Here is a 26,623-nt window from a genome sequence, read left to right as displayed (position 1 = left end):
CGGGTCGCGGGCGGGCACGTCCGGTCCGGAGAGCGGGGTCGATAGGCTTTCGTCGCCCACCCGCCCCCGAATCAGGTGCACAGACGAGGAAGATGCTCAACATTTTCGCCCGTGCCTCGGTCTCCCGCGTGACGGACCCGATCGGCGCCACCCTGGTCCGCGCCGGACTGACCCCGAACGCGATGACCGTGCTCGGCACCGCGGGAGCTGTCGCGTGCGCGCTGGTCTTCTTCCCGCAGGGCATGCTGCTGTGGGGCACGTTCACCGTGTGGGGCTTCGCGATGCTCGACCTGCTCGACGGCGCGATGGCCCGCGCCCGCGGGTACGGGACGCCCTTCGGCGCGGTGCTCGACGCGACCTGCGACCGGCTGGTCGACGGTGCGCTGTTCGCCGCGATCGCGTGGTGGTGCTTCGTGCAGGACCACAACAACCGGGCCGCGGCCGCCGCGCTGATCTGTCTCGTGCTGGCCCAGGTCATTTCCTACGTGAAGGCCCGCGCCGAAGCGTCCGGCCTCGAAGCCGACGGCGGGCTGGTCGAACGCGCGGAGCGGCTCATCATCGCCCTGGTCGGCACCGGGCTGCACGGCCTGGGCGTGCCCTACACCGTGGAGATCACGCTGTGGCTGCTCGCCGTGCTGTCGGTGATCACGCTGCTGCAGCGGGCGGCGGCGGTGGCGAGCGCGGCGCGGGCGGTCGCGGCGAAACAGGCCGACTCCTCGGCGGGCGGGGCGCAACCGTGAGCACACTGTCCCAGCGGCTCGGCGAGTTCGGCTACGCGACGGGCTGGCGGCTCGTCCGGCGGCTGCCGCGGTCGTTCGGGTCGGCGACGTTCGCCTTCGGCGCCGACATGGCCGCCCGGCGCGGCGGCGGTGGCGTGCGGCAGCTGCGCGCCAACCTTGCCCGCGTCGTGCCGCAGGCCGGGGAAGCGGAGCTGGACGAGCTGGTCCGGCGCGCGATGCGGTCGTACGCGCGGTACTGGTTCGAGACGTTCCGACTGCCGGCGATGGACCACGCGGCGGTCGCGAAGCAGGTGACGGTGACCGGCGCGGAGAATATCGACGCCGCGCTCGCCGAGGGCAACGGCGCGGTGATGACGCTGCCGCACAGCGGGAACTGGGACATCGCGGGAGTCTGGCTCGCCAGCTACGCGGGCACCTTCACCACCGTCGCGGAGCGGCTCAAGCCCGAATCGCTGTACCGCCGGTTCGTGTCGTTCCGGGAATCGCTCGGCTTCGAGATCGTGCCGCTGACCGGCGACAGCGCGGCGATGCGGCTGCTGCTGCGGCGGCTGCGCGAGAACAAGGTGGTGGTCCTGCTGGGGGACCGGGACCTGACGTCGTCCGGGATCCCGGTGCGGTTCTTCGGCGAGCAGACGCACCTGCCGCCCGGCCCGGCGCGGCTCGCCGCCACCACCGGCGCCGCGCTGCTTCCGACCGGCTGCTGGTTCACCGAGGACGGCTGGGAGATCCGGATCCACCCACGCATCCGCGTCACCCAGCGGGCCGAGGTGCCCGCCGCGACGCAGGCGCTGGCCGACGTGTTCGCCGGCGACATCGCCGCGCATCCGGCCGACTGGCACATGCTGCAGCCGTTCTGGCCCGCCGACGCCGCGGCGACGACGCTGGAAGAAGCGAGCTGACCCGGGTGGCGCGCGGGTTGAAGATCGGGATCGTGTGCCCGTACTCGTTCGACGTTCCCGGCGGGGTCCAGGGCCACGTGATCGACCTGGCGCGGGCGCTGCTCGACCGCGGGCACCGGGTGTCGGTGCTGGCCCCGGCGGACGAGGACGCGCAGCTGCCGGATTTCGTGCACCCGGCGGGCAAAGCACTGGGGATTCCGTACAACGGCTCGGTCGCGCGGCTGCAGTTCGGGCCGGTTTCCTACGCCCGGGTGCGACGGTGGATCCGGGACAACGGCTTCGACGTGCTGCACCTGCACGAACCAGCCGCGCCGAGCCTGTCGCTGCTGGCGCTGAAGGTCGCGGACGGGCCGATCGTGGCCACCTTCCACACCGCGACGACCCGCTCGCGGACGCTGGCGGCGTTCCAGCCGGTGCTGCGTCCGCTGCTGGAGAAGATCACCGCGCGGATCGCGGTGTCCGCGCTGGCCCGGCGGGTGCAGGTGGAGCACGCGGGCGGCGACGCGGTCGAGATCCCGAACGGCGTCGACGTCGCGTTCTTTTCGCGGGCGCTGCCACTGGAAGGCTACCCGCGTGCGGGCGGCACGATCGGGTTCGTCGGGCGGTTCACCGAACCGCGCAAGGGCATGGACGTGCTGCTGGAGGCCGCGCGGCGGCTGCTGCCGGAATTCGAGGACCTGCGGCTGCTCGTGGTCGGCCGCGGCGAACCGGACCAGCTGCGGCGGATGGCCGGGCCGCAGCTGTGGCCGCACATCGAGCTGCTGGGCCAGGTCGACGACGAGACGAAGGCCCGGGCGCTGCGCAGCGTGGACGTCTACTGCGCGCCCAACACCGGCGGCGAAAGCTTCGGGATGATCCTCACCGAGGCGATGGCCGCGGGCACCCCGGTGCTGGCCAGCGGTCTCGACTCGTTCCGCCGCGTGCTCGACGACGGCCGCGCCGGGCTGCTCACCACCACCGGCGACCCGGCCTCCCTGGCTGACGGCCTGCGCGAACTGCTGGGCGATCCGGCGCGCCGGGCGTCGCTCGCGGCCGCGGCGGGCGAGCGGGTGACGGCGTACGACTGGGCGGTCGTGGTCACCCAGGTGCTGCGGGTGTACGAGACGGCCATCGCGGCGGACCCCCGGCTGGTCGCGGCGGGGGAGCGGGAGCTCGCGTGACGGTGCTGGTGTGGCTGCTCGTGTCGGCGGCCGCGATCGTGGTGCTCGGCGGGCTGTTCCTGGTCGCGACCGCGAACCGCCTCGACCGCCTGCACGTCCGGACCGACGCGGGCTGGGCTGCCTTGGAAGCTGCTCTCGCGCGCCGGGCCGTGGTAGCGCGCGCGGTCGCCGCGGTACTGCACGACGGTGCCGACCTGCACGCCGCGGCGGCGCGGGCGGAAGATGCCCCGCGGCCCGACCGTGAGGCAGCGGAGAACGAACTGACGCTGGTCCTGGCGCGAATCGACCGGTCCCGGCTGCCGTTGGTGCTCGCCGAGGAGCTGACCGACGCCGAGCACCGGGTCGTCATCGCGCGCCGCGTGCACAACGACGCGGTGCGGGACACGCTGGCGCTGCGGCGTCGCCGGAAGGTGCGGTATTTCAAGCTGGCCGGGACCGCGCCGTTGCCGGAGTACTTCGAATTCGCCGAACCGGACCTCTGAGGCAGACTGAGGCGCATGACGACCGAACCCGATGCCTGCGCCGTCGCACACGGCGAGGCCGAAGAGGCTCCCGCCGAACGGACGCTGGTGGCCGTGTTCGCCTCGCCGGTGGCCCAGTACCTGCTGCGCTATGCGGCCGATTTGGGTTACCGCGCCGTGCTGTTCGAGCCTGATGAGGCGCGGGCCAGCGATGCTCCCGAGGGCGTAGAGGTCCGCACGACCGCACCTTCTCCGGGGCCGGACGCGGATGTCGTGGTGACCGACCACCACCGGCCGGAACTCGGGACAGTCCTGCAGGCCGCGCTGGCGGTGCCGACGCGGTGGGTGGGCGTGCTGGGCAACCCGCGGCATCCGGGGCCGCACGTGGAAGCTTTGCGCGGGCTGGGCGTGGCGGAACCGGACATCGCGCGGGTGCACCGGCCGGTCGGGCTGAACATCGGGTCTCGAACTCCGGCGGAGATCGCGATCGCGACGCTGGCCGGGTTGGTGGCGGACCGGAACGGGCGGCCGGGAGGGTTCGAGTTCTGACCGTTCCCGGGACTGTCCGTGAGGGGAACCCTGAGGGACTCTGATTCCCGCAGGGTTCCCCTCACTGACTTCTGCCGCTCGGGTCAGGTCGGGACGACGGCGCCCTCCGGCATCGGCTCGAACCGGGCGTGCCGGCGTGTGAACGTCGCCGTCCCCGACGTCAGCGACCGCAGGTCCACCGCGTACCGCAGCAGCTCCGCCGCGGGCACCTCCGCGTGCACCACGGTGTGCCCGCCGTCCCCGGATTCCGTGCCCAGGACCCGGCCGCGGCGGGACGACAGGTCGCCCAGCACCGTGCCCAGGTGTTCGTCCGGCAGGCTCACTTCGACGGCGTCCAGCGGTTCCAGCAACGAGATCCGGCTCGCCGCCGCGGCTTCCCGCAGGGCCAGCGCGCCCGCGGTCTGGAACGCGGCATCCGACGAGTCGACGCTGTGCGCCTTCCCGTCGGTCAAGGTCACGCGGACATCCACCACCGGATAGCCGTCCTGGACGCCGCGTTGCAGTTGTGCGCGCACGCCCTTCTCGACGCTCGGGATGAATTGATGCGGCACGGCGCCGCCGACCACCTTGTCCACGAACTCGAACCCGCCGCCGCGCGGCAGCGGCTCGACTTCGATGTCGCACACCGCGAACTGCCCGTGCCCGCCGGACTGCTTCACGTGCCGTCCATGCCCGCGGGCGGGTTTCGCGAACGTGGAACGCAGGCTGATCCGCACCGGCTCGGTGCCGACGTCCGCTCCGCCCGCGCGCAGCCGTGAGAGGACGACTTCCGAATGCGCCTCGCCCATGCACCACAGCACGAGCTGCCCGGTCTCCGCGTTGCGTTCCAAGCGCAGGGTCGGATCGCCCGCGACGAGGCGGGAAAGGTTGCGGGACAACGTATCCTCGTCGCTGCGCGACTTCGCGACGACGGCCACCGGCAGCAGCGGTTCGGGCATCCGCCACGGTTTCATCAGCAGCGGATCCTCCGGCGAAGACACGGTGTCGCCGGTTTCGGCCGAACCCACTTTGGTGAGCGCGCACAGGTCGCCCGCGACGCAGAACGGCACCTCGCGCAGGTTCGCGCCGAGCGGGGAATACAAATGGGCGACGCGTTCGTCGGCGTCGTGGTCTTCGTGGCCGCGTTCGGTGAGGCCGTGGCCTGAGACGTGCACGGCGTTCTCCGGGCGCAGCGTCCCGGAAAACACCCGGACGAGCGAAACTCTTCCCACGTACGAGTCGACCGCGGTGCGCACGACCTCGGCGGCGAGGGGGCCTGCCGGGTCGGCGGACAGCGCGGCGTGCGCGGCGCCGTCGGGACTGGTCACGCCGGGCGGCTGGTGTTCCAGCGGCGAGGGGAAGGCCCGCACGATGCCGTCGAGCACCTCGGCGAGGCCGATCCCGCTGGTCGCGCACACGGGGATGACCGGGTGGAACGAACCGCGCGCGACGGCCGTCTCGAGGTCGGCGATCAGCACGTCCTCGGCGATCTCCTCGCCGCCGAGGTAGCGGTCCATGAGGGTCTCGTCCTCGCTCTCGGCGATGATGCCCTCGATCAGCTCGTTGCGGGCGTCGGCGAGCCCGTCCAGCGCGGCCGGGTCCGGGTCGCTCACGCGCGGCGGGTAGCCGGCGGAATAGTCGTACCGGCGCTGGGTGACGAGCCCGACCAGGCCGTCCGGCGCGGGCAGGTACAGCGGCAGCACGCCCGCGCCGAAGGCGGCTCGGCAGGCGGCGATCTCGGCGAGCGCGTCGGCGCGGTGGTGGTCGAGCCGGGACACCACGACGGCGCGCGGCATGCCCACCGACGCGCATTCCTCCCACACGGCGACGGTGGCGGCGTCCACGCCCTCGGCGGCGCACACGACGAACAGCGCGGCGTCCGCGGCCCGCAGCCCGGCGCGCAGCTCGCCGACGAAATCGGCGTACCCCGGGGTGTCGATGAGATTGATTTTGTGCCCGGCGTGCAGCACCGGAGCGACGGAAAGCCCGACTGAGCGCTGCTGGCGCACGGCCGCCGGGTCGTGGTCGCACACCGTGGTGCCCTCCACGACCGAACCGGCGCGCGGCACGGTGCCGGACGCGGCGAGCAAGGCCTCGGTGAGCGTGGTCTTCCCGGAACCGGACGGCCCGACGAGGACGACGTTGCGCACCTTGGCGGGGTCGTCCACAGCGACGGCGGCCCCGGGGTCGGTACTCCTGTTCTGCTTGTCGGCCATGACGGCCTCCTCAGCGACGGCGGATGGAAGAACTGTGTCCCCGATCACACACCCGCGACCCGCCGGGAGGCAAGGCGGACAGCCCGGGACCAGCCGTTCGCTCGCCTCCGGCGCCCGGCGTCCGAGACCCTGGATTCCACTGTGGACGATCCGGACTCGGCTATCCACAAAGGACTGACCGGGGAATCGATGCCGGATTTATCCTTAACGCCGGTCTGCTGCCGAGGTGGGCGAGTAGCGATTCTTGGGCGGAAAGAGGAATTCCCGTAAAACGGGAACCGGAAATCGGGACTCATGCGGCGAAGTTGATAAATTAACGACCTTCGTCGGTTGTCCCAAGTTGGGAAAAACCCGACTCTTGGCGGGGTTCGATCCCATTCCACTTCCGAATCCGGCCCCCACCCCCGGGTCTGATCCGGCCTGTCCGGAGGAGAACACCGCCGATGAAATCGCGCCGACCGCTCGTGCTGCTCGCAGCCGGGGTGCTGGCCGGGGCCGTCACCACGGCCACCGCCGCCCACGCACAACCGCTCGAACCACAGAGTCCGCAGGCCGCCGAGGCGATGGCCGCCAACGCCGCGCAGGCGCTGGTCGCCTCCCGTCCCGCCGCGCTGCACGCCAGCAAGGACGACGTTTTCCAGCAGCACAAGGTGATCTCGTCGACCAACGGGCTGAAGTACGTGCCCTATGACCGCACCTACAAGGGAATGCCGGTCCTGGGCGGCGACTTCGTCGTGGCCACGAACTCCGCCGGACAGGTTCTCGCCACCTCGGTCGCGCAGACCGCCGCGATCGACCTGCCCAGCACGTCGCCGAAGCTGACCGCGAAGCAGGCCGAAGCGATCGCCCGCACCCAAGTGCCCACTGTGGACAGCGTGCAGCCCGCGACGCTCGCCGCATACGCGCTCGGAAGCCCGAAACTCGCCTGGACGACCCGTGTGACCGGGCGGAACGCGGAAGGCCCGAGCAAGCTGGACGTCGTCGTCGACGCGGCGAGCGGCAAGGTCCTGCACACGCAGGAGCACGTGGCCTACGGCGACGCGCAGGGCGTGTGGAACGGCCCGGAGCCGCTGCATCTCGACACGTCTTCGGACGGCGCCGGCGGTTTCTCGATGACCGATCCGACCATCGGGAACCTCAGCTGCCAGGACGCCTCCACCCAGCAGACCTTCACCAAGTCGACGGACAGCTGGGGCAACGGCGACGAGACCGACAAGGAAACCGGCTGCGCCGACGCCCTGTACGGCATCCAGCAAGAGAACAAGATGCTGACGCAATGGCTGGGCCGCAACAGCTTCGACGGCAACGGCGGCGGCTGGCCGATCCGCGTCGGCCTCAACGAGCAGAACGCCTACTACGACGGCACCCAGGTCCAGGTCGGGAACAACACCGCGGGCCAGTGGATCGGCTCGCTCGACGTGATCGGGCACGAGTTCGGCCACGGCATCGACGACCACACTCCCGGCAGCATGTCCGGCAGCGGCACCCAGGAATTCGTCGCGGACGTCTTCGGAGCCTCGTCCGAATGGTTCGCCAACGAGCCCTCGCCCTACGCGGTCCCGGACTTCCTCGTCGGCAACCAGGTGAACCTCGTCGGCAGCGGGCCGATCCGCAACATGTACGACCCGTCGCAGCTCGGCCACGCGAACTGCTACGACGACTCGATCCCGGGCACCGAGGTGCACGCCGCGGCCGGCCCCGGCAACCACTGGTTCTACCTCCTCGCCGAGGGATCGAACCCGACCAACGGCCAGCCGGCCAGCCCGACCTGCAACAACTCGACGGTCACCGGGGTCGGCGTGCAGACCGCGGTGAAGATCTTCTACAACGCGATGCTGCTCAAGACCAGCGGCAGCTCCTACCAGAGCTACCGCACCTGGACGCTGACCGCGGCGAAGAGCCTCTTCCCGAACGGCTGCACCGAGTTCAACTCGGTGAAGGCGGCCTGGGACGCGGTGAGCGTGTCCGCCCAGCCGGACGAACCGACGTGCGGCGCGGTCGGCGCGACCGGTTCGCGGGCGATTGCCGCTCGCTGATCCGAAACTGATTTCCCCGCCGGCGGGAGGAGGAGACGAGCACTCGTCTCCTCCTCCCGATCGTTATTGCGGGCCGAGCGAAAATCTATTCATTCGCTCGCCGTGAACTCCGCGCCGAAAGGCGCCGCGCAATTTCCCGGGCGCGGTTACGGCACTCCGGCGAGCCGGAGCAAGGCGGCGGTCGCCGCGGCGGCGATCACCACCAGAACGAACGGTGCCTTCCGCCACGCGAGCACCCCGCCCACCAGCACTCCGGCCGGCCGCGCGATCCCGGCGAATTCGTGCCCCTCGGTCAGCGCGCTGGTCGCGACCAGCGCGGCGAGCAGCACCACCGCCGAGAGCGTCATCAGCCGCTCGGCCCGCGGGGACAACCGCACTTTCGTGCGCAGCAGCGGCCCGGCGAGGCGGAACGCGAACGTTCCCGCCGCCAGCACGAGCGTCGCGACGATCAGTTCCGCGCCGTCCATCAGTGCGCTCCTTCCAGTGTCTTCGGCTCTTTCGCCGCGGCTCCGGCGACCACTCCGACCAGTGCCAGCAGCACCGGCAGGCCCGCCGGCAGCAGGGGAGTGGCGACGAGTGCGACCACGACGCCGATCAGCGCCGGCAGCCGCGCGGCCCGGTCTTTCAGCGACGGCAGCACCAGCGCCAGCAGCACCGCCGGGAAGGCGGCGTCCAGGCCGAACGCGTCGGTGTCGCTGATCGCGGACCCGGCGAACGCGCCGGCCACGACTCCGAGGTTCCAGCACACGAACAGCCCGATGCCGCACGCCCAGTACGCCGCGCGCCGGCGGTCCGCCTCGCGCTGGGCCAGCGCGAACGCCACCGATTCGTCGATCATCAGGTGGCTTCCGGCCAGCCGCCCGAGCAGTCCGCGGCCGAGCGCGTCGCCGACCGCGAACCCGAACGGCACGTGCCGCGCGTTCACCAGCAGCCCGGCAGCGGCCGCGGCGAACGGATTGCCGCCCGAGGCGACGATGCCGACGAACATGAATTGCGACGCGCCGGCGAAAACCAGCAGGGACAGGAGCATCGGCGCCCACAGCGGAAAGCCGGAGCTCACCGCGATGGCACCGTAGGAAACGGCCACGAGGGCGTCGGCCAGGCACACGAGACCGATGTCGCGGGCGAGGCCGCGATCGAGTGTTCGCCAAATCGAACGCATAGTGTCCTATGCTGAACACGTCGGGGCCTGTTCGTCAAGGCGAACGAGAAGACTGATGGAGCGAACACACATGCCGAACGAGAGCACGGGCGCGCCGCTGGACATCATCGCGGCGTCCCTGCGCCGCGAACGGGCCCGCGCCGGCCTCTCGCTGACCGAGGTCGCGCGGCGCGCCGGCCTGGCGAAATCCACGTTGTCCCAGCTGGAATCGGGGTCCGGCAACCCGAGCGTCGAGACGCTGTGGGCGCTCGGCGTCGCGCTGGACGTGCCGTTCTCCCGGCTGGTCGAACCGGAACGGCAGGAGGTGAAGGTGATCCGCGCGGGCAAGGGCCCGACGGTGTTCGCCGAACACGCCGATTACGCGTGCACCCTCCTGTCGGCGTGCCCGTCCGCGGCGCGCCGGGACATCTACCTGGTCAGCGCGGAGCCGGGCGTCCCGCGGCGGTCGGATCCGCACATGAGCGGCGTGGTCGAGCACACCGTGCTGTGTGCGGGACGGGCCCGGATCGGGATCATGGACGATCCGGTGGAGCTGCTGCCGGGGGATTACATCTGTTACCCGGGGGATGTCCCGCACATCTTCGAGGCGCTGGAGCCGGGGACGTTCGGGGTGGAGATCTCGGAGTACAACTGAGCGGTTGTTCGCCAGTACAGCTTCAAGTCTGTGAGGGGAACCCTGAGGGAATCAGATTCCCCTAGGGTTCCCCTCACAGACCGCGAAACCGGGTTACGCCGGTGCGACGTCGACCAGGACCTTTCCCAGGGTCCCGCGTTCGACCGCGCGGTGGGCCTCCGCGATTCGGCCGAGTTCGTACCGGTGGATCGGCAATCCGTGCTCGGCGCCGACCTCCAGCGCGCCGTCCGCCGCGGCGGCGTGCACGTCGGCCAGGGCGTTCGCTTTGCTTTCCGGATCGGTCGTGTAGGTGAAGGTGAAATCCAGCTGCACGTTTTTGACCAGCATTTCCCGCGACGGGATCGGGAGGCGGTCGGCGTTGCCGTAGCTGTAGACGTTGATGTTGCCGCCGTGGGCGAGCGCGGCCAGGTCGGCCGTCAGGTTAGCGCCGAGGTCGACCTCGACGATGTGGTGTGCTCCGGCGGGCGCCAGCTGCGAGACGCGCGCGGCGACGTCTTCGGTGCGGTAGTCGATGACGTGGTCGGCCCCGGCGCTGCGGGCGAGCTCCGCTTTTTCCGGGCTGCTGACGGTCGCCAGGACGGTCGCGCCTGACCACGCCGCGAGCTGGATCGCGGCGTGTCCGACTGAACCGGCGCCGCCTTGGACCAGCACGGTGCGGCCGGCCATGGTTCCGGGGCCGAGGCGGCGCGGTCCTCGGGCTGAGGTGGTCAGGGTGCGGTGCGCGGTCAGAGCCGGGATGCCGAGGCTCGCGCCGACGTCGAAGCTCGCGCCGTCCGGCAGCGGCATCACGTGGTGGGCGGGCACCGAGACGAACTCCTGCGCGGTGCCCACCGGGCTGTCGAACGCGACATCCCACAGCCAGACCCGTTGGCCGGGCGAGAAATCCCGGACGCCGTCGCCGACCGCGTCCACGATTCCGGCGCCGTCCTGGTGCGGGACTTGTTCCTCGAACCGCAGTCCCGACGACTGGCCGGAACGGCTGCGCCAGTCGGTCGGGTTCACGCCGGACACGACGACGCGGACCCGGACCTGTCCGGCGGCGACGGCGGGAACGTCCCGCTCGACGAGCCGGAGCACTTCGGGACCGCCGGTGCTGCGGTAGACCACTGCCTTCACGAATAACCCTTTCCGAGCATTGTCTTCTCAGCGCGCGAGCTTGATTCCCGCGGCTTCGCAATCCCAGGTGTCGGCGGTGACGGCCGATTCCCGCAGGACCGCTTTCTGGATTTTGGCGGTCGGTGTCTTGGGCAGTTCCGAGACGAACCGCAGATACCGGGGGACCATGTAGTACGCCATCCGCGGTTCGAGGAAACGGATCAATTCCACCGGGTCGAGGCGTGCTCCGGGAACGGTCGCGATCACCGCCAGCACCTCGTCCTCGGAAATCTCGCTCGGCACCGGGACGACGGCCGCTTCGCGCACGCTCGGATGCGCCATGATCTCCGCTTCGACCTCCATCGACGAGATGTTTTCGCCGCGCCGGCGGATCGAATCCTTGAGCCGGTCGGCGAAGTAGTAGTTGCCGTCCGCGTCCTTGCGCGCGGTGTCGCCGGTGTGGAACCAGCCGTTGCGCCAGGCTTTCGCGGTTGCCTCCGGCATCCGGAAGTACCCGTGGGACAACGCCCACGGCGCGTCGGTGCGGAGGACGATCTCTCCGACCGAACCGAGCGGAACCTCGCGATCGGCCTCGTCGACCAGCCGGATCTCGACCCCGGGCCGGGCCTTTCCGCACGTGCCTTTCTCGGCCGGATTCGGCCCGGACACGATCGGCGCGGACAATTCCGTCATGTTGTAGATCGTGTAGACGTCGACACCGAACCGTTTCGAGAACGCCGCGATGTCGTCGAGGAGCGGAACGACGAAAATCTTGGTCAGCGGATTGTCCGCGTCGCCGGGATCAGGCGGGCGGCGGTTCACGAAATTGGCCATCACGCCGAGCAGGAAAACCATGGTGGCGCCGGTCTGCCGGATCTGCCGCCAGAAGTGCTCGCCGCTGAACCGCTCGACCACCGCGACCGAGCCGCCGTTCAGGAGCATCGCGTAGAGCAAGGTCGAGCCGCCGGCGTGGAAAGCGGGCATGTTGATGAGAAACCGGTCGTCGGCGGTCATGATCGGCATCGACACCGGGCCGAAGGCCGACCACGCCTGCATGTACGACGTCAGAACGCCTTTGGACGGGCCGGTCGTGCCAGACGTGTAGAGGATCGCTTGCGTGTGCCAGGGCTCGATCGGGACGCTCGGCTCGGACACTTCGCCGTCGAGGTTCGGGAGTTCCGCGGCGCGCATCACCGAGATGCCGTCGAGGTCGAGTTCGCCGTCGCCGACCTGTATCGCGAGACGGAGGCCTTCGCGCGGGCCGATCTCGGCCAGCCGGGGGAGCAGGTCGGCGTCCGCGACGATGATCTCGGCCTCGGAGTTGTCCAGCACGTGCGCGAGAAGACCGCCGCGATACGCCGTGTTGATCGGCACGAACACCGCGCCGAGATAGTTGATCGCGAACCAGAACCGCAGCACGTCCGGTCCGTTGGGCAGCCAGCACACGACGTTGTCGAACTGCCGCACGCCGAGCGCCTCCAAGGCCGCCGCGGTCTGCCGGACCTCGCGCAGAAGGTCCGCCCGCGTCCAGGCCGGCCCTCCGGCGAAGACCGCGAAAACCTTGCCCGGGTCCTCGGCCGCGCGGTCTTCGAGCAGGTATCTCAGCACCAGCTCCTCGCGGGGCGGGACCCTCGGATCCACAGGCACGGCGGGCTCCCTTCGGATCACTTCTCGAACGGTCGGTACAGTTTCATGCTCAGAGTACGGCGTCAAGTGCGCGAACGCTGCGCGGGGTCTCGACGAAATACCGGATGACCGGTACAGTTCTGCGCGGCCCGGTCGGGCCGGCCACGACGACGTGCGAACCCCGGAGGTTGCCCATGCCCGAAGTCCTGACGTTCGAGATGCCCCGGGTCGAGACGGTCGTCCAAGGCGCCGGCGCGGTGCGCGAGATCGGCGCGGAGCTGGACCGCCGGGGGCTGCGGCGGGTGTTCCTCGTGACCGGCAGGTCGGTCGGCGGGAGCGAGGCCTTCGCGAAACTGGCCGCCGGCCTCGGCGACCGGGTCGCCGGGACGTTTTCCCGGATCAAGGCGCACAATCCGGTCGAGCTGATCGTGGAACTGATCGGGCAGGCGCGCGCCGCGGAGGCCGACGCGTTCGTCGCGGTGGGCGGCGGTTCGCCGTGTGACGCCGCGAAACTGGCCGCGATCGGCCTCAGCGAGGGTTCGGGTTCGGTCGAGGACCTCGCCCGCAACTACCTGGAGTTCGAGTATCCGAGCACGATCCGGCAACGTCCGCTGACCGGCACGCCGATGCCCGTCTTCGCGGTTCCGACGACGCTGTCGGCGGCCGAATGGGACGGGTTCGCCGGGTCGGTCGACGAATCGCGCGACACCAAGGACCTGACGGTCTACCTCGAGGCGACGCCCCGCGTGGTCTTCCTCGATCCCGAGTTCTGCGCGGGCACCCCGCGCGACCTGTGGGCCACCACGGGCGTGCGGGCGCTGGACCACGCGGTCGAAACCGCCTACGCGAAGAACGCCCACCCCTTCACCACGGCGCTGGCCGAAGGCGCGCTGACCATCCTCGCCGAGTACCTCCCGCGTTCCGTCCGCGATCCGCACGACCACGAGGCAGCGCTCAAATGCCTGCAGGCCGCGTGGATGTCGATCATCGGGGTGCACAACGTCTCGCTCGGCCTCTCGCACGCGATCGGCCACCAGCTCGGTGCGGTCGGGATCCCGCACGGGGTCACCTCCTGCATCATGCTTCCGCACGTGATGCGCTTCCTGGAGCCGGTCACGTCGGCGGAGCAGGCCCGGATGGCGCAGTCGCTGCGGAGGGTCCAGGGGGACGCCGAGGAGCTGTCCGCGGCGGACCGCCTGGAGAGGATTCTCGACGAACTCGCCGTGCCGCGCCGGGTGTCCGAGTTCGGCGTCGGGCGCGAGAAGCTGAACGGTGTCGCGCGGGCCGCGCTGGGCGACATCGTGGTCCGCGAATCGCCGAGGACGGTCGACGAAACGGTGATCCGCGAGCTGCTGGAGGCGGTCTGGTAAGCGCGGAGCGCGAAAAAGCGGGGCCGATCGGCATCGGCCCCGCTTTTTTCGTGAGCTACCGAGGGTCTTGGCGGATCCCGTTGAGCAGCGTGTCGGTGAAGAGGTCGGCGATCTCCTCCGGGGTGCGCTCGCCGTCCGGCCGGATCCACGCGTACGAGTAGTTGTAGTGCCCGAGAATGCCTTTGACCACCAGCGGATCCAGCTCGCGGAACTCGCCTGCCTCGGCGCCGCCGCGGAGGATCCCGGCCACCATCGTCTCGTACCGGTCGCGCGCGTCCTGGATGACCGCGTGCCGTTGCCCGGTGAGGGCCTTGAACTCCTGGAACGCGACGGTCCACTCCAGCGCGTGCTCCGCGAGATTGCGCATGGTGGACCGCATCAGCTGCCGGAACCGTTCCCGGTACGTCGTCTCGGTCGCGACGATCCAGCCCGACTGTTCGAGCAGATCCGACAGCCGCGTGTGGCAGATTTCGAACAGCAGCGTCTCTTTGCTGCCGATGTGGTGGTACAGCGCCCCCCGGCCGATCCCCGTGTCGTGGGAGATCATCTCGATCCCGGTGGCGTGGTAGCCGTTCTCGGCGAACAGCCGGACAGCGGACGTCATGATGCGCTGCCTGGCTTCCGTCCCCGCCCGGTTCGTGCGTCGTGCGGTGCCGCCGGGCTTCACAGGCATAGAACGCTTCCTTCGCTGGTCGAGGAGAGGAGACGAGGCTAGCCGATCGCCGCGGCGTCGAGAACGACCTTCCCGGACGTGGCGCGGTCTTCGATGGCCTGCAGCGCCTTCGCGGCGTCGGCGAGCGGGAAGACGTGGCCCACCACCGGCCGCACGAATCCCTCGCGGGCGAGCCGGGTCAGCTCCGCGGCGGAAGCGGCGGCGACGGTGTCGTCCCGCTCGACGAAACCGCCCCAGTACACGCCGACGACCTCGATGTTCTTGAGCAGCAACCGGTTCACCGCGATCTCCGGGATCCCGCCCGCTGCGAACCCGATCACCAGGTGCCGTCCCTCCGGGCGCAGCAGCCGGATGGAGTCCGCGAAATACTCGCCCCCGACCGGATCCACCGTGACGTCGATTCCCTGCGGGGCAGCGGCGCGCACCTCGCCGGCCCAGCCTTCTTGGGCGACCACGACGTGATCCGCGCCCGCGGTCTCGGCGACAGTGACTGTGCCCGGGGAGTCGACCACCGCGACGACGGTCGCGCCGAGACCCTTGGCCACCTGGATCGCCGCCGTGCCGACTCCGCCCGCCGCGCCGTGCACCAGCACGTGCTCGCCCGCTCGCAGCCGGCCGCGCCGGACCAGGGCGAAGTGGACGGTCTGGAAGTTCATCGCGAAGGCCGCGCCTTGCTCGAACGAGAGTTCGCCGGGAAGCGGGAACGTCACAGCGGGCTTGGCGGCGACCACCTCGGCGTATCCGCCGCGCGGGACGTAGGCGGCGCACCGGTCTCCGGTCTTCACCGCCGCGCCCGCGGGGGCGGACCGGACGATCCCGGCCACCTCGACGCCGGGAACGAACGGGAGTTCGGGCCGCACCTGGTACTGGCCCCGGGTCATCAGGGCGTCGACGAAGCTGACGCCGACGGCTTTCACGTCGATGACGATGTCGCCGGCGGCGGCCTCGGGCTCGGCCACCTCGACCAGCTCCACCGCGGCGGGTCCGTCGAGCGAGGAAATCTGGATCGCGCGCACTGTGCTCCCTCAAATCGGATTGCGGCCGGCCGGTCCGCGGAAAAGGGCGGACCGGGCTCGGCGAGGTTCTGTTACTGTACCGACTGTTCAGTTTTTGGCAAGCGAGGACGGACGGCCGATGGCGACCGAGCACGTGATCCGAGTACTGCCGACCGACAGCCCCGGGCTGGTCCGGACGGCCGAGAGCCGCATCGACGAGCGCTGGCTGCGCGCCTTCGCGGCCGCCGTCGGCGACACCCGCGACGAGTTCTTCGATCTCGACCGCGGCATCGTCGGCCACCCGGTGTTCCCGGTCTGCGTCGAATGGCCGCTCATCGAACAGGGGGCTCCGGGGATCGAGCTGTCCGAGGACACCCTGAGGCTGGGGCTGCACGTCGGGCACCGGATCCGGTTGCGGGCGCCGTTGCGTCCCGGCGAGCGGGTGCGGACCGAGGCCCGGCTGCACCGTGCCGAGGCGCGGACCGGCGCAGCGCTCATCGTCACGGAGTTCCGCACCACCGCGTCCGACGGAACGCTTCTCGTCACTTCGCAGGTGAGCACGCTGTACCGCGGCGTTCGGCTCGAAGGCGGCGAACTTGCCGCCCCAGCGCCAAAATCCCGAGCCTCGGCTGCTGACCTCACCTGCATCGAGACGTTCGAGGCCGGCGCGACCAACGCGGTCGTCTACAGCGAATGCGCGAGGATCTGGAATCCCATCCACACCGACATCCGGGTCGCGCGTGCGGCAGGCCTGGCCGACACGGTCCTGCACGGCACGGAAACACTCGCGCGAGCAGTGTCCGCCGTGACCCGCGCTTACCCAGGCGACCTCGCCGGGGTCGAATGCCGCTTCACCAACCCGGTTTTCCCCGGGACGACGCTGTCGGTCCACGCGGGCCGGACACTTCCCGGCGCCGTCGCCTTCGACGTGCGCACGACGGACGGGACACCAGTCCTCGCGGACGGCCTTCTCGCGTTCTCGTCAATGGCGGCTGTACACCGGCGGCCGGATGGCGCAGAGTCCCTGGCGGAGGGAAACCATCGGCCAGGAGGTGTGATGACCGGCGAGGAAATCGTGCTCGGTCCCCTGCCCAAGGGGATCACGCCCGCCCGCGAGGGCATGCGGAACAAGGTGTGGAACGTGCTCGGCCACACCTACTCGATGAAGGCGGCCAGCGAGTCGAGCTTCGCGTTCGAGACTCTCGACCCGCCAGGGACCGGGGTGCCGCCGCATGTCCATCCGACCCAGGACGAGCACATCTACATCCTGGAAGGCGTGTTCACGCTCTACCTCGACGGCAAGTGGGAGACCGCGGGCCCCGGCGACACCGTGCGGATGCCGAAGGGGCTCCCGCACGCGTATTACAACCGCAGCGAAGGCCTGACCCGCGGACTGTTCTGGGTGAGCCCGGCCGGGCAGCTCGCGACGCTGTTCGACAAGCTGCACAACCTGACGGACCCGGCCGAGGTGGTCCGGGTGTCGGCGCTGCACGACGTCGAATTTCTGCCGCCCGGTTCGGTGGAGGGCGCCTGAACCGGCTCAGGCGCGGTTCACCTGCTGCTGGGACGCGCCGGAAGCCTGGGCGTAGCCGGCGACCATCGCCTCGAGCGTCGCCGCGTCGATCACGTCTTCGAGGCGGGTGAAGCCGTCCGGGGCGCGCCGTTCGACTTCGTCGATGACGTTTTCCGGCCCGCCCCGGCGGTTGCGAAGCACGATGTCGCTGGTAGCCGGAAGGCGGTCGGCTTCGTACGCGCGAAGCGCCTCGACGGGATCGGAGCGCCGCGTCAGGTGCCAGGCGAGACTGGACGCGTCGAGGATCGCCTGGCCGGCTCCGTTGGAACCCATCGGGTACATCGGATGGGCGGCGTCGCCCAGGAGCGTCACGCGTCCGCGCGACCACGCGGGCAGCGGATCCCGGTCGCACATCGGGAATTCGAAGATCTCTTCGGTGGCCCCGGCCAGCGCCGCGTGATCGACCGCCGGGCACCGGAACCGCCCGAGATGCCGGGCCAGCTCCGCCCGGTCGCCGGGTTTGGCCCAGTCCTGCCGGTCCGGGGGCGGGGAGCCGGGCTGCCCGGTCCGGATGCAGACCGCCCAGTTCGTGAGCCTGCTGCCCGCGGTTTTGCCCGGCCCGATCGGGTAGATCACCAGCTTGGCCGCGGTGCCGCCGGAGACGATCATCGAAGCGCCGCCGCCGAACTCCGGCCAGTCCGTGGCCCCGCGCCACATCAGGACGCCGTTCCAGCGGGGCGGTCCCTCGTCGGGGAACAACAAGGCTCGCGCGGCCGAGTGAATCCCGTCGGCCGCCACGAGGACGTCGCCGGACGCGGTGACCGGGGTGCCGCTGTCCCGTTCGGCGAAGTGCGCTCGGACCCCCTGCGCGCTCTGGTCGAACCCGGTCAGCCGGTATCCGGTCCGCACCGCGTCGGGGCCGAGCCGCGTTTGGACTGCCCGCAGCAGCATGTCGCGCAGCCTGCCTCGGTGCAGGCAGTACTGGGGGAGGGTGAAGCCCGCGTCGAGACCGCAGGGCTTGCGGAGGATCACCTGCCCGAGGCGGTGGGTGTAGGACAGCTCGCGGGTGCGGATCCCGATCTCGTCCAGCTGGTCGAGCAGCCCGAGCGCGGCCAGTTCCTTGACGGCGTGCGGCAGGGCGTTGATGCCGACGCCGAGTTCGCCGTTGCGTGCGCTTTGTTCGTAGACGGCGCATTCGACGCCTTCGCGGTGCAGCCGCAGGGCTGCGGTCAGCCCGCCGATCCCCGCTCCGACGATCACGACCTTCACCGCGAACCTCCCTGTCGTCGATTGACTCAGGGTGGCGGAGAGTGGCTTGGGGCGCTACCGCCGAGCGGAGGGGTGGCAGTCGGGGCATTGGGGGCGAGTGTGCGGACAGCCGTGCTTGGTTGGTGTCCGGTGCGGACGGTTCGGATGGGACCTCGGGGTCGGGTGCGCGATGTGATTGGTGACGAGATGGTATCGGCGTTCGCGTTTCGACTTTGTCTCCGTAACAGCCGGTCGGATCAGGACGACGTGTGTGTTGCGATCAAGAAGCAGCCGCGTGGCGTAACGGTTTCTTTGGGCAGTCGAACGGTGTCTTCGGTGAGATCGCGTTGTGATGCTGATCGATCAGGAGTTCCTTGATGAGAACGAGTTCGCCGCTGTTGCTTTGCGCCCTGGCGACCGCAGCGGTGTTTTCTGCTGGCTGTTCCGGGAACGGCGATGCGGCTGCCGCGAGCGCGCCGACGACAGTCACCGTGACTGTAACCACGGAGGCATCGTCCTCCGCTCCGGTTACATCGGAGACAGCGCAGGCCGCGGGGCCGACGGGTCCGCGCGGAAACCCGGTGAAGAAGGTGGGCGAGGTCGTGCGCTTCTCGCGGTCTTCGGCTGCCGCGCCGACTGATCCGTCGTTCGCGGTCATCAAGATCGCCAAGCAGCGGTCGAAGTACGGCTCCGAACAGGTAATGGCCGTAATGGTGCACGCGGAGACCAGCACCGACTCCGAGTTGAACAGCGAGTTGAGCCAGGCATTGGGTCCGGTGGTCTACGTGACGGATCCGGACAGCGGGGAAAGCAAGTCGCCGCACGGGGCGATGCAGTTGGGGGAGATGCCGGGGACGTTCGGGCGGGACAAGAAGTACGACTTCGGATTCGAGTACAAACTGGCGGACGTGTACGACCACGGATGGCTGACGGTCAACAGCAACGGCGGCCCGGGCGCGGGGATCGACATCCAGTACGACCTTCGTTGAGAATGGCTGGAGAGCGCGGAAAATGACTGTCGGATAACGGCCGTTCACTGCCGGGAAGAGATTCTTGGCGACAGCGGGTATCCGCTGCTTTGCACCCGAACCTCGGCGCCCCCGTTCCCGAAAGCGTCCCGATCGCCGCAGATCACACTCGGAATCTCTGGCCAGCGGGAATCGCCCAGCCGGGCCGGGTTTCCCAGGATGTCCTCGGCCAGCAGCGCGGCCAGCGTCCGGCTGCTCACCTGAAGCTTCGCCAGCAGGTGGCCGACATGGACCTTCACCGTGCGCTCGGCCAGGCCCAGCTCAGCGGCGATGTCGCGAGTGGACAGGCCTCGGCCGCGCAGGAGCAGGACGTCGCGTTCCCGTGGGGTGACTCTCTCGACGGTCGGTGCACGGAGCGTCGCGGCCACCGCCGGGCTCATGGCCGTGATGCCTTCGTGCGCCGTGCGGACCGCGGCTGCGAGTTCCGTTCCGGTGCTGTCCTTGAGGACGAATCCGCTCGCTCCCGCGGCCAGTGCGCGCCGGATTTCGGTCCCTCTCGCTGCAGGATCCGGTGCAGGACTTCGATTCCGTCCAGGCCCGGGAGATAGAGGTCCAGCAGGATGACGCCGAGCACGATCACCACCACGGCCACGGCGATCGACCAGCGGCGAGCCCGTCTGGAGAGGGAGAAGCGGATCATGCGGGCGAGCTCGCGGTCGGGGAAGCCGTGAAGGTACTAGTCCTTCCGGCACAGTCCGGTACGAGCGGCCGTGCCGCGGTGGGGGAGTGACGGCTCTGCGCGCGCCGCCGAGCCAGCTCCCGGAAGCGGTGGGCGGCAATGGAATCGCCGGGGTTCGCGGCCCCGCCCGTCGCGGGCGGGGCCGGTTCCGGGACAGTCAGGCGTTGATCTGCTTGGCTTCGCTGGTGCCGCCGATGGCGATCTTGCGGGGTTTGGCCTGTTCGGCGATCGGCACCCGCAGGGTGAGCACGCCCGCGTCGTAGTCGGCTTTGATGCGGTCCGCGTCCAGGGTGTCGCCCAGGAACAGCTGCCGGGAGAACACCCCGCGCGGCCGTTCGGAGACTTGGACTTCCGCGTCCTCGCCGTACTCGGGCCGGCGTTCGGCCCTCACGGTCAGCACGTTGCGCTCGACGTCCAGATCGATCGACTCCGGCGCGACCCCGGGCAGGTCGAACTGCACGACGTAGTCGTTGCCGGACCGGTAGGCGTCCATCGGCATCACCGCGGGGCGGGTCGTGGTGCCGTTGCCGCCGAAGAACTGCTGGGTCAGCCGATCGAGCTCCCGGAACGGGTCAGTTCGCATCAACATGACCATGCGCCTCCATTCTCCTTCCTGATCCCGCTGTCCGGCGCGCTCGGCCGGAGGCGGGCTGTCGCGTGGTTTCCGGCGGCTGCCGGACCGGGGCCGCCGCGGAGATCCGGCCCCGTCGCCGGACAGGGCGGCAGGGCCGGAACCAGTTCGGGTGAAAAGCGATTGTGCTGCTCTGTGCGTGTGGCGTCGCTTTATCACCTCCCTCACGAGGTCGCCGCTGTCGTGCTTCCGCTCGGCATCGGAGGGGATCGTTCCCGGTGTTCCGGCGGCCAGGCCCGCCAAACGCTCGTCGTACCGTGTCGCTCGGCGCGTGGGGTGCTCCGCGGACGGGGCTGGTCGCCGCGCAACGGCACCTCGCCGAAGCTCGCGGCCACGATCGCCTCGAACTCGGCGTGCAGCCAGGCCGGATCGGCGCAGACCAGCTCGGCGAATTCGCCGGCGGTCGCGCCCCGGCGGCTGATGGTGTCCGACATCGTCGATCCCTCCCCGGCTACGTCGTCTCAGCACCCAGGTCAGCTACCGCGTCCAGCAATTTCTATAGCGCGGACTGCAGATTGTGTCAAGCATCGGGGAGAGATAATCTCGGCCATTCCCGGAGAAGAGGTGCGCATGGCCGGGCTTGACGCCGCGGCCGGAACGCTCCGGCGGCGGGCATCGCCGCTGCTCCCGCCGTCAGCGCCCGGCTCGGCGACCGGTGACTGCCGCGGCGATTCGCGAAAAATTCCCTTGTGCCGCACCGGGATTGCCTGCCGGGCGGAGGTGGAGACGGCCGTCTCGGTACTGTCGCTTCCCATGACCGGCGCCGAGATCGTGATCACCGCGGACCTGGTCCGCGACCTCCTGCGAGAGCAGCATCCAGACCTCGCCGGACTGGCGATCCGCGAAGTGCCGGGCGGCTGGGGCAACCAGATGTGGCGTCTCGGGGACGAATTGGCCGTGCGCGTGCAGCGCATGGACCCGACCCCGGCATTCCAGCTCAAGGAGCGGCGGTGGCTGCCCGTGCTGGCCCCGAGCCTGCCGCTCCCGGTGCCGACACCGGTGCGGTTCGGCGAACCGTCCGGGCGTTTCCCCAAGCACTGGACCGTGATGACGTGGGTGCCCGGCGAACCGCTGGACTACAGCACGATCAGCCGGGGCGCCCACGCGGCCGACATCTTGGCGGATTTCCTTCGGGCGCTTCACGTGGCGGCCCCCGCCGAGGCACCGGTCGCCACGGATCGCGGAGCCCATCCCCGGGATTGCACGGACGGGTTCAAGGAATTCCTCCAGGCGGTGGTCCTCGATGATCTCGCTGCCGACGTCCGGGCCGTCTGGGACGACGCCGTCGCGGCCGGTGCGTGGGAAGGCCCGCCCGTGTGGGTGCACGGCGATCTCCATCCCGCGAATGTCGTTGTCTCGGAAGGAACGTTCTCGGGCATCGTCGATTTCGGGGACCTGTTCGCAGGCGATCCGGCGTGGGATCTCGCCGCTGCCTGGGTGTTGCTGCCGGAGGGGATGGCTTCGCGGTTCTTCGACAGCTACGCGCAGGCGGATGAGTCCGCGATCCGGCGAGCCCGCGGGCTCGCCGCGATGAAGAGCCTTTTCCTGATGCTCATGGGGCAGAACGGGGATCGCGGCCTTCCCGGCGGCAAACCGCACTGGGGGCCCGCGGGCCGGGCGGCGCTGGACCGGGTGCTGAAGGGTTTCTGACGGGTCAGTCCCACCACAGCACGACGGCCAGCTGCCGACGCGCGGCCTCTTCGTAGAAGTCGCGCACGATGGTGTGCTGCTCGGCCACTAGCTGAGGCAGATCACCGATCACCTCGCGCGCGGTCGCGCCCAGTTTCGCCTCGATCTGGTCCGGGTCCGACGGCACGACGGTGTAGATCGCCTCGGGCGTCAGGGAACGCAGCGCTTCGGCGACAGCTCCGACCTCCGGCGGCTCCAGCGCGGTCACCGGGTGGTCCCAGATCCCGCAGGGATTGTCCCGGTAAGCCGGATTGACTTCTTCGTCGCCGTCGAACCCGCGCCGCAGCAGGGAGAAAGTCCGCTCGTCAGCTCCGGCCAGCCGCCAAGCGGATTTCAGGGTGGTCGGCCACCAATTCAGATCGAGGTGGTCCTCCTCCGGAGCCGCGGCGAAGGAACAGAGTTCGTTCAGCGCGTCCGCCGACCGCCGGCAGGCGGCGAGCTGCGCGGCGGGGATGCGGGCGAGCTGCTGGGTCACGGCCATGCGGCCGAGTATGTCAAGGTCCGGCCGTCCTGGGGACTTATTTCAGAGTTCTGTCCACTGTGGATCAATCGCCGACGCCGGACGCGTCGAGAGCTTCGGCCGCGACGCGCAGCGCGGCTTTGCTGGCCTCCGGGTCCGGATGGGTGGGGGAGAGCGCGAGAGTGGTGACGCCGGCTTGGGCGAGGGCTCGCATCCGGTCGGCGATGCGCTGTTTCGGGCCGAGCAGCGACGTCGCATCGAGGAATTCGTCGGGGATAGCGGCCATCGCACCGGCGTAGTCCATGGTCAGGTACCGCTCGCGGACCTCGTCGGCAGCGGCCTCGTATCCCATCCGGGCCATGAGGTCGCGGTAGAAGTTCTTCTCGCGGCTGCCCGCTCCGCCGACGAATCCGGCGACGTAGGGGCGGGCGTGGTCGGCGGCGTCGCGCCAGTCGTCGCCGACGGCGAGCGGGGCGGTGATCGCCACGTCGAACCCGTCGAGCGTCGCGCCGGTTTTCTCGCGTCCGGCCCGGATCCGGTCGAGGGATTCGGCGCTGTGGTCGGGGGAGAAGAACAGGCCGAGCCAGCCGTCGGCGATTTCGCCGGTGAGCTCGAGGTTCTGCGGGCCGAGGGCGGCGAGGTAGAGCGGGATGTGCTCGCGGGCGGGCGGCACGGCCAGCGGCAGCGCTTTGCCGGGGCCGCCGGGAAGCGGAAGCTGGAAGTGCGCGCCGTTGTGGCGGACCCGTTCGTAGCGCAGCGCTTTGCCGACGATGTCGACGTATTCGCGGGTCCGCTGCACCGGTTTCCCGAACGGGACGCCGTACCAGCCCTCGGACACCTGCGGGCCGGAAACGCCGAGCCCGAGCCGGAATCTGCCGCCGGAGAGGTTGTCCAGGGTCGCCGCGGTCATCGCGGTCATGGTCGGGCGGCGGGCCGGGATCTGCAGGATGGCGCTGCCGAGGTCGACGCGTTCGGTGCGGGCGGCGAGCCAGCCCAGCACTGTCGCGGCGTCCGAACCGTAGGCCTCGGCCACCCACACGACGGAAAACCCGAGCCGGTCGGCCTCCTGGGCGAGCTGCAGGTTCGTCGAATCGTTGCCCGCGCCCCAATAACCGATGTTGAGTCCGATCTTCATGCGGCCGACGTTACTGCTGGTAACTGACAGGACACCGGTGGTTCCCGGGGTTCAGGGGGCGCGATAGGGGTTGCTTTCGGTCCACAGTGGACTTCGCGGAATACACGACACAGGGTGTCGTGATTCGCCTGGGAGCCTTGGCTTCCGCAATCCGCTCGCACCAAAGGAGTACCAGATGGGAACCCAGCTCAACCCGTGCCTCGCTTTCGACGGGAACGCGCGCCAGGCGATGGAGTTCTACCGGGAGGTCCTCGGCGGCGAGCTGGACCTGGGCACGTACGGCGATTTCGGCTCGCCGGAGGCTCCCGGCGGCGACGCGGGGAAGATCATGCACTCCGTGCTCACCACGGCGGCCGGTTGCACGGTGATGGCCTGGGACGTCCCGGAGCGGGTGCCTTTCCGCCCGGGCACCAACGTCGCGCTCTTCCTCGCGGGCGACGACACCGAACTCCGGCACTCCTTCGAGAAGCTGTCCGCCGGCGGCACCGTGACGTTGCCTTTGGAGAAACAGTCGTGGGGCGACGAGGCTGGTTCGCTCGTGGACAAGTTCGGGATCACGTGGATGGTCAACCTCGCCGAGCGGCAGCCCTGATCCGCGGCTCCCTCAGCCCGGGATTTCGCCCATCGAACGGCACAGGCGGCGCAGCAGATCGGCCAGTTCTCGCCGGTCCTCGCCGCTCAAACCGCTCACCAGCTTCTCCTGCTCGGCCAGTTCCACGGCGACCGCCTCGTCGACGAGGGCCAGTCCGGCGGGGGTGAGCCGGATCAGCGCGGTGCGGCGGTTCGCCGGGTTTTGCTTGCGGTCGACCAGGCCCGCGGCCACCAGCCGGTCCAGCCTGCTGGTCATGGTGCTGTTGCCGGCCAGCATCCAGCGCGCGATCTCGGACAGGGTCAGCTCGTACGGCGCCCCCGCGCGCCGCAGGGTGGCGAGGATGTCCAGGTCCGCGTGGAGAACGCCGTAGTCCTTCAGCGTTTCGTCGAGGCGGCGGGTCACCCGGCGCGCGATCCGCGTCAGGCGGGCCAGCACCGACAACGGGGCCGGGTCGAGGTCCGGGCGTTGCGCGCGCCATTGGTCCAGGACGTCGTCGACGAAGTCACGCTCCATCCTCGTACTATACAATGACGGATATTACGACCCCGTACCTTTCGGCTCCGCAGCGAAGGAGAGGGAAGATGCCCGGAGTGATCGTCGTCGGCGGCGGGCCGGTCGGCATGCTGCTGGCCACCGAACTCGGCAGGCACGGCATACCCACGACAGTCGTCGAGAAACTCACTGCCACCCACGACGAACCGCGCGCGGGGACGTTGCACGCGCGTACCGCACAGTCGTTGCTGCGGCGCGGTTATCTTCCCGTGCCGCAGCCGCCACGCGACCCGCGCGCCATCGTCGAGACGCCGTTCCACTTCGGCGGCCGTCCGGTGCTGACGCTGGAATCGCCTGCTCTCGAAGGCGCGCCGATGGTCGGGCAGGCGCAGTCCGACATCGAGCGTTTCTTTGAGGCGAAGGCTCGTTCGCTCGGCGTCACGATCCTGCGCGGCCACCGGGTGACCGGGGTCCGGGACGACGGCGGGCAGGTCAGCGTCTCCACCGACCACGGCGAACTCACCGCCGACTACGTCGTGGGCTGCGACGGGGCTCGCAGCATCGTCCGTGAAGCGGCGGGGTTCACCGGGACCACCCACCCGGCCACATTCGCCGGGCTCCTCGGCCTGGCCAGGCTGGGCGACCCCGCGCGGGTGCCCGGCGGCTGGACGCAGGGACCGACCGGCTGGACGCTGATCAACGTCAACCCGTCCGGGCACAGCCGGATCCTCACGCACGAGTTCACCGAGCCGCTCCCGGAACGCGGCGCCCCGGCAGGGCTTGAGGAGCTGCGGGCCGCGGCTTCGCGCATCCTCGGCCACGACGTGCCGATGTCCGATGCGACGTTCGTCGGCCGGTTCAGCGATTTCACGCGACTGGCCGATTCCTACCGCCGCGGCAGGCTTTTCCTCGCCGGCGACGCGGCCCACGTGCACGCCCCGCTCGGCGGGCAGGGGCTCAACCTCGGCCTGCAGGACGCGTTCAACCTCGGCTGGAAGCTCGCGATGGTCGTCGCGGGCGCGGCTCCGGACGAACTGCTGGACACCTACCACGCGGAACGGCATCCGGTGGCCGAAGCCGTCATCGAGAACACCCGGGCCCAGGCCGCGCTGATGCGGCCGGGCCCGGAGTTCGAACCGCTGCGCGCGCTGGTCGCCGACCTTCTGTCCACTTCGGACGGCAACCGGCTGCTCAGCGACCGGGTGAGCGCGCAGGGCGTGCGCTACGGCCACGGCCGCGGCATGGCGGGGGAGTTCCTGCCGAACCTCCCGCTCGGCGGGCGGACTGTCGCCGAACTGCTGCATCCGGGCCGCCCGGTGCTGCTGCTCGGCTCCGGTGCGGCCGGGGCTGAAGACGTGGCGGCGAAGTGGAAAGACGGCGTTGACGTCGTCGCGCACGACGGGGACCTCGGCGAACCGGCGGTCCTGCTGCGCCCGGACGGGTATGTCGCTTGGGCCGGGCAGGATGCGGAGCGGCTCGCTGCGGCGCTGGCTCGGTGGTTCGGTCCGCGTTAGGCGGGCTGGACTGAGGGGCGGTGCCGGGAGGCGTGGGCGGCGGTTCG

General features: G+C 70.2%; 29 protein-coding genes. 13 read left to right on the top strand and 16 right to left on the bottom strand.

Going from position 1 to position 26,623, the window contains the following annotated elements:
- Nucleotides 1–92: 92 nt before the first annotated feature.
- From pgsA to ACZ7OI_RS47630, 5 genes are read left to right on the top strand one after another with little or no spacing between them, the layout of a single operon-like run.
- Complete coding sequence (gene pgsA, locus ACZ7OI_RS47650; RefSeq protein WP_344277063.1) at nucleotides 93–740, top strand: phosphatidylinositol phosphate synthase; 648 nt, start codon at nucleotides 93–95, stop codon at nucleotides 738–740.
- Entirely contained in the window at nucleotides 737–1,639 is a 903-nt protein-coding gene (locus ACZ7OI_RS47645) for a phosphatidylinositol mannoside acyltransferase (RefSeq protein ID WP_470270719.1), read from the top strand. The genes pgsA and ACZ7OI_RS47645 overlap by 4 nt, the downstream gene beginning before the upstream one ends.
- A gap of 17 nt (nucleotides 1,640–1,656) precedes the next feature.
- Nucleotides 1,657–2,799 (top strand): glycosyltransferase family 4 protein, encoded by a 1,143-nt coding sequence (locus ACZ7OI_RS47640; protein WP_470270766.1) that lies wholly within the window; start codon nucleotides 1,657–1,659, stop codon nucleotides 2,797–2,799.
- Nucleotides 2,796–3,281, top strand: a complete 486-nt coding sequence (locus ACZ7OI_RS47635) for an NUDIX hydrolase (protein ID WP_470270718.1) — start codon at nucleotides 2,796–2,798, stop codon at nucleotides 3,279–3,281. Before ACZ7OI_RS47640 ends, ACZ7OI_RS47635 begins: the two co-directional genes overlap by 4 nt.
- Nucleotides 3,282–3,296: 15 nt before the next feature.
- A complete protein-coding gene (locus ACZ7OI_RS47630; RefSeq protein WP_470270717.1) occupies nucleotides 3,297–3,809 on the top strand; it encodes an XdhC family protein in 513 nt (170 codons plus the stop codon).
- 83 nt (nucleotides 3,810–3,892) lie between these two features.
- Here the strand turns inward: ACZ7OI_RS47630 and ACZ7OI_RS47625 are convergent, their stop codons facing one another.
- Nucleotides 3,893–6,004, bottom strand: coding sequence for an elongation factor G-like protein EF-G2 (locus tag ACZ7OI_RS47625; protein WP_470270716.1), 2,112 nt, complete (start codon nucleotides 6,002–6,004; stop codon nucleotides 3,893–3,895).
- Nucleotides 6,005–6,447: 443 nt separating this feature from the next.
- On the opposite strand from ACZ7OI_RS47625, the gene ACZ7OI_RS47620 reads away from it, so the two are divergent.
- Nucleotides 6,448–8,040: a M4 family metallopeptidase gene (locus ACZ7OI_RS47620; protein WP_470270715.1), complete on the top strand. Its 1,593-nt coding sequence runs from the start codon at nucleotides 6,448–6,450 to the stop codon at nucleotides 8,038–8,040.
- A 146-nt stretch (nucleotides 8,041–8,186) separates the two neighbouring features.
- Here the strand turns inward: ACZ7OI_RS47620 and ACZ7OI_RS47615 are convergent, their stop codons facing one another.
- Both ACZ7OI_RS47615 and ACZ7OI_RS47610 read right to left on the bottom strand, forming a co-directional pair.
- Nucleotides 8,187–8,507 carry an AzlD domain-containing protein gene (locus ACZ7OI_RS47615; protein ID WP_470270714.1) on the bottom strand — a complete coding sequence of 107 codons (321 nt, stop codon included), beginning with the start codon at nucleotides 8,505–8,507 and terminating at the stop codon, nucleotides 8,187–8,189.
- Nucleotides 8,507–9,202 carry an AzlC family ABC transporter permease gene (locus ACZ7OI_RS47610; RefSeq protein WP_470270713.1) on the bottom strand — a complete coding sequence of 232 codons (696 nt, stop codon included), beginning with the start codon at nucleotides 9,200–9,202 and terminating at the stop codon, nucleotides 8,507–8,509. Before ACZ7OI_RS47610 ends, ACZ7OI_RS47615 begins: the two co-directional genes overlap by 1 nt.
- Before the next feature lie 70 nt (nucleotides 9,203–9,272).
- Between ACZ7OI_RS47610 and ACZ7OI_RS47605 the strand changes: the two genes are divergently transcribed.
- Nucleotides 9,273–9,836 (top strand): helix-turn-helix domain-containing protein, encoded by a 564-nt coding sequence (locus ACZ7OI_RS47605; RefSeq protein WP_470270765.1) that lies wholly within the window; start codon nucleotides 9,273–9,275, stop codon nucleotides 9,834–9,836.
- Nucleotides 9,837–9,929: 93 nt separating this feature from the next.
- Here ACZ7OI_RS47605 and ACZ7OI_RS47600 read toward each other — a convergent pair whose 3' ends face one another.
- On the bottom strand, nucleotides 9,930–10,952 hold the full coding sequence (locus tag ACZ7OI_RS47600) for an NADPH:quinone reductase (RefSeq protein WP_470270712.1): 1,023 nt from the start codon (nucleotides 10,950–10,952) through the stop codon (nucleotides 9,930–9,932).
- Nucleotides 10,953–10,979: 27 nt separating this feature from the next.
- Entirely contained in the window at nucleotides 10,980–12,578 is a 1,599-nt protein-coding gene (locus ACZ7OI_RS47595) for an AMP-binding protein (RefSeq protein ID WP_470270711.1), read from the bottom strand.
- Nucleotides 12,579–12,751: 173 nt separating this feature from the next.
- Between ACZ7OI_RS47595 and ACZ7OI_RS47590 the strand changes: the two genes are divergently transcribed.
- Complete coding sequence (locus ACZ7OI_RS47590; protein ID WP_470270710.1) at nucleotides 12,752–13,927, top strand: iron-containing alcohol dehydrogenase; 1,176 nt, start codon at nucleotides 12,752–12,754, stop codon at nucleotides 13,925–13,927.
- Nucleotides 13,928–13,982: 55 nt separating this feature from the next.
- Here the strand turns inward: ACZ7OI_RS47590 and ACZ7OI_RS47585 are convergent, their stop codons facing one another.
- Together ACZ7OI_RS47585 and ACZ7OI_RS47580 are read right to left on the bottom strand one after the other, a co-directional pair.
- Complete coding sequence (locus tag ACZ7OI_RS47585; RefSeq protein ID WP_344277027.1) at nucleotides 13,983–14,600, bottom strand: TetR-type transcription factor C-terminal domain-containing protein; 618 nt, start codon at nucleotides 14,598–14,600, stop codon at nucleotides 13,983–13,985.
- Between the two features lie 38 nt (nucleotides 14,601–14,638).
- Nucleotides 14,639–15,616, bottom strand: coding sequence for an NADPH:quinone oxidoreductase family protein (locus ACZ7OI_RS47580; protein ID WP_470270709.1), 978 nt, complete (start codon nucleotides 15,614–15,616; stop codon nucleotides 14,639–14,641).
- A 118-nt stretch (nucleotides 15,617–15,734) separates the two neighbouring features.
- Here ACZ7OI_RS47580 and ACZ7OI_RS47575 point away from each other — a divergent pair, with 118 nt between their 5' ends.
- Nucleotides 15,735–17,129 (top strand): cupin domain-containing protein, encoded by a 1,395-nt coding sequence (locus tag ACZ7OI_RS47575; protein WP_470270708.1) that lies wholly within the window; start codon nucleotides 15,735–15,737, stop codon nucleotides 17,127–17,129.
- A gap of 6 nt (nucleotides 17,130–17,135) precedes the next feature.
- Here the strand turns inward: ACZ7OI_RS47575 and ACZ7OI_RS47570 are convergent, their stop codons facing one another.
- A complete protein-coding gene (locus ACZ7OI_RS47570; protein WP_470270707.1) occupies nucleotides 17,136–18,377 on the bottom strand; it encodes a flavin-dependent oxidoreductase in 1,242 nt (413 codons plus the stop codon).
- Nucleotides 18,378–18,636: 259 nt separating this feature from the next.
- A complete protein-coding gene (locus tag ACZ7OI_RS47565) occupies nucleotides 18,637–18,861 on the bottom strand; it encodes a hypothetical protein (protein ID WP_470270706.1) in 225 nt (74 codons plus the stop codon).
- A 76-nt stretch (nucleotides 18,862–18,937) separates the two neighbouring features.
- On the opposite strand from ACZ7OI_RS47565, the gene ACZ7OI_RS47560 reads away from it, so the two are divergent.
- Entirely contained in the window at nucleotides 18,938–19,345 is a 408-nt protein-coding gene (locus ACZ7OI_RS47560) for a hypothetical protein (protein ID WP_470270705.1), read from the top strand.
- A gap of 44 nt (nucleotides 19,346–19,389) precedes the next feature.
- On the opposite strand, the gene ACZ7OI_RS47555 is transcribed toward ACZ7OI_RS47560, so the two are convergent.
- The 4 genes from ACZ7OI_RS47555 to ACZ7OI_RS47540 all read right to left on the bottom strand — a co-directional run bounded on the left by ACZ7OI_RS47555 (nucleotide 19,390) and on the right by ACZ7OI_RS47540 (nucleotide 21,128).
- Nucleotides 19,390–19,764, bottom strand: a complete 375-nt coding sequence (locus ACZ7OI_RS47555; protein ID WP_470270704.1) for a helix-turn-helix domain-containing protein — start codon at nucleotides 19,762–19,764, stop codon at nucleotides 19,390–19,392.
- On the bottom strand, nucleotides 19,761–20,024 hold the full coding sequence (locus ACZ7OI_RS47550; protein WP_470270703.1) for a hypothetical protein: 264 nt from the start codon (nucleotides 20,022–20,024) through the stop codon (nucleotides 19,761–19,763). The genes ACZ7OI_RS47555 and ACZ7OI_RS47550 overlap by 4 nt, the downstream gene beginning before the upstream one ends.
- Before the next feature lie 196 nt (nucleotides 20,025–20,220).
- A complete protein-coding gene (locus ACZ7OI_RS47545) occupies nucleotides 20,221–20,652 on the bottom strand; it encodes an Hsp20/alpha crystallin family protein (protein WP_470270702.1) in 432 nt (143 codons plus the stop codon).
- A 206-nt stretch (nucleotides 20,653–20,858) separates the two neighbouring features.
- Entirely contained in the window at nucleotides 20,859–21,128 is a 270-nt protein-coding gene (locus tag ACZ7OI_RS47540) for a hypothetical protein (protein WP_470270701.1), read from the bottom strand.
- A 319-nt stretch (nucleotides 21,129–21,447) separates the two neighbouring features.
- On the opposite strand from ACZ7OI_RS47540, the gene ACZ7OI_RS47535 reads away from it, so the two are divergent.
- Complete coding sequence (locus tag ACZ7OI_RS47535; RefSeq protein ID WP_470270700.1) at nucleotides 21,448–22,344, top strand: aminoglycoside phosphotransferase family protein; 897 nt, start codon at nucleotides 21,448–21,450, stop codon at nucleotides 22,342–22,344.
- 4 nt (nucleotides 22,345–22,348) lie between these two features.
- Here the strand turns inward: ACZ7OI_RS47535 and ACZ7OI_RS47530 are convergent, their stop codons facing one another.
- Entirely contained in the window at nucleotides 22,349–22,864 is a 516-nt protein-coding gene (locus tag ACZ7OI_RS47530; protein ID WP_470270699.1) for a hypothetical protein, read from the bottom strand.
- A 64-nt stretch (nucleotides 22,865–22,928) separates the two neighbouring features.
- The gene (locus ACZ7OI_RS47525; protein ID WP_470270698.1) at nucleotides 22,929–23,978 is read right to left on the bottom strand and encodes an LLM class F420-dependent oxidoreductase; all 1,050 of its coding nucleotides are present in this window, start codon (nucleotides 23,976–23,978) and stop codon (nucleotides 22,929–22,931) included.
- A 175-nt stretch (nucleotides 23,979–24,153) separates the two neighbouring features.
- On the opposite strand from ACZ7OI_RS47525, the gene ACZ7OI_RS47520 reads away from it, so the two are divergent.
- Nucleotides 24,154–24,570, top strand: a complete 417-nt coding sequence (locus tag ACZ7OI_RS47520) for a VOC family protein (protein WP_470270697.1) — start codon at nucleotides 24,154–24,156, stop codon at nucleotides 24,568–24,570.
- Nucleotides 24,571–24,582: 12 nt separating this feature from the next.
- Here the strand turns inward: ACZ7OI_RS47520 and ACZ7OI_RS47515 are convergent, their stop codons facing one another.
- A complete protein-coding gene (locus ACZ7OI_RS47515) occupies nucleotides 24,583–25,083 on the bottom strand; it encodes a MarR family winged helix-turn-helix transcriptional regulator (RefSeq protein WP_470270696.1) in 501 nt (166 codons plus the stop codon).
- A gap of 68 nt (nucleotides 25,084–25,151) precedes the next feature.
- Here ACZ7OI_RS47515 and ACZ7OI_RS47510 point away from each other — a divergent pair, with 68 nt between their 5' ends.
- Nucleotides 25,152–26,576: an FAD-dependent monooxygenase gene (locus tag ACZ7OI_RS47510; RefSeq protein WP_470270695.1), complete on the top strand. Its 1,425-nt coding sequence runs from the start codon at nucleotides 25,152–25,154 to the stop codon at nucleotides 26,574–26,576.
- The last annotated feature ends 47 nt before the right edge of the window (nucleotides 26,577–26,623 follow it).

It is taken from the genome of Amycolatopsis sp. NPDC114503, assembly GCF_055633655.1.
This window is presented reverse-complemented; position numbering and strand designations above follow the sequence as displayed.

Coding starts and splice junctions, on each gene's coding strand:
- ACZ7OI_RS47575 (WP_470270708.1), top strand. CDS start 15,735: ATGGCGACCGAGCACGTGATCCGAGTACTGCCGACCGACAGCCCCGGG.
- ACZ7OI_RS47535 (WP_470270700.1), top strand. CDS start 21,448: ATGACCGGCGCCGAGATCGTGATCACCGCGGACCTGGTCCGCGACCTC.
- ACZ7OI_RS47550 (WP_470270703.1), bottom strand. CDS start 20,024: ATGATCCGCTTCTCCCTCTCCAGACGGGCTCGCCGCTGGTCGATCGCC.
- ACZ7OI_RS47520 (WP_470270697.1), top strand. CDS start 24,154: ATGGGAACCCAGCTCAACCCGTGCCTCGCTTTCGACGGGAACGCGCGC.
- ACZ7OI_RS47615 (WP_470270714.1), bottom strand. CDS start 8,507: ATGGACGGCGCGGAACTGATCGTCGCGACGCTCGTGCTGGCGGCGGGA.
- ACZ7OI_RS47620 (WP_470270715.1), top strand. CDS start 6,448: ATGAAATCGCGCCGACCGCTCGTGCTGCTCGCAGCCGGGGTGCTGGCC.
- ACZ7OI_RS47540 (WP_470270701.1), bottom strand. CDS start 21,128: ATGTCGGACACCATCAGCCGCCGGGGCGCGACCGCCGGCGAATTCGCC.
- ACZ7OI_RS47515 (WP_470270696.1), bottom strand. CDS start 25,083: ATGGAGCGTGACTTCGTCGACGACGTCCTGGACCAATGGCGCGCGCAA.
- ACZ7OI_RS47525 (WP_470270698.1), bottom strand. CDS start 23,978: ATGAAGATCGGACTCAACATCGGTTATTGGGGCGCGGGCAACGATTCG.
- ACZ7OI_RS47555 (WP_470270704.1), bottom strand. CDS start 19,764: ATGAGCCCGGCGGTGGCCGCGACGCTCCGTGCACCGACCGTCGAGAGA.
- ACZ7OI_RS47610 (WP_470270713.1), bottom strand. CDS start 9,202: ATGCGTTCGATTTGGCGAACACTCGATCGCGGCCTCGCCCGCGACATC.
- ACZ7OI_RS47530 (WP_470270699.1), bottom strand. CDS start 22,864: ATGGCCGTGACCCAGCAGCTCGCCCGCATCCCCGCCGCGCAGCTCGCC.
- ACZ7OI_RS47545 (WP_470270702.1), bottom strand. CDS start 20,652: ATGTTGATGCGAACTGACCCGTTCCGGGAGCTCGATCGGCTGACCCAG.
- ACZ7OI_RS47605 (WP_470270765.1), top strand. CDS start 9,273: ATGCCGAACGAGAGCACGGGCGCGCCGCTGGACATCATCGCGGCGTCC.
- pgsA (WP_344277063.1), top strand. CDS start 93: ATGCTCAACATTTTCGCCCGTGCCTCGGTCTCCCGCGTGACGGACCCG.
- ACZ7OI_RS47590 (WP_470270710.1), top strand. CDS start 12,752: ATGCCCGAAGTCCTGACGTTCGAGATGCCCCGGGTCGAGACGGTCGTC.
- ACZ7OI_RS47585 (WP_344277027.1), bottom strand. CDS start 14,600: ATGCCTGTGAAGCCCGGCGGCACCGCACGACGCACGAACCGGGCGGGG.
- ACZ7OI_RS47625 (WP_470270716.1), bottom strand. CDS start 6,004: ATGGCCGACAAGCAGAACAGGAGTACCGACCCCGGGGCCGCCGTCGCT.
- ACZ7OI_RS47630 (WP_470270717.1), top strand. CDS start 3,297: ATGACGACCGAACCCGATGCCTGCGCCGTCGCACACGGCGAGGCCGAA.
- ACZ7OI_RS47510 (WP_470270695.1), top strand. CDS start 25,152: ATGCCCGGAGTGATCGTCGTCGGCGGCGGGCCGGTCGGCATGCTGCTG.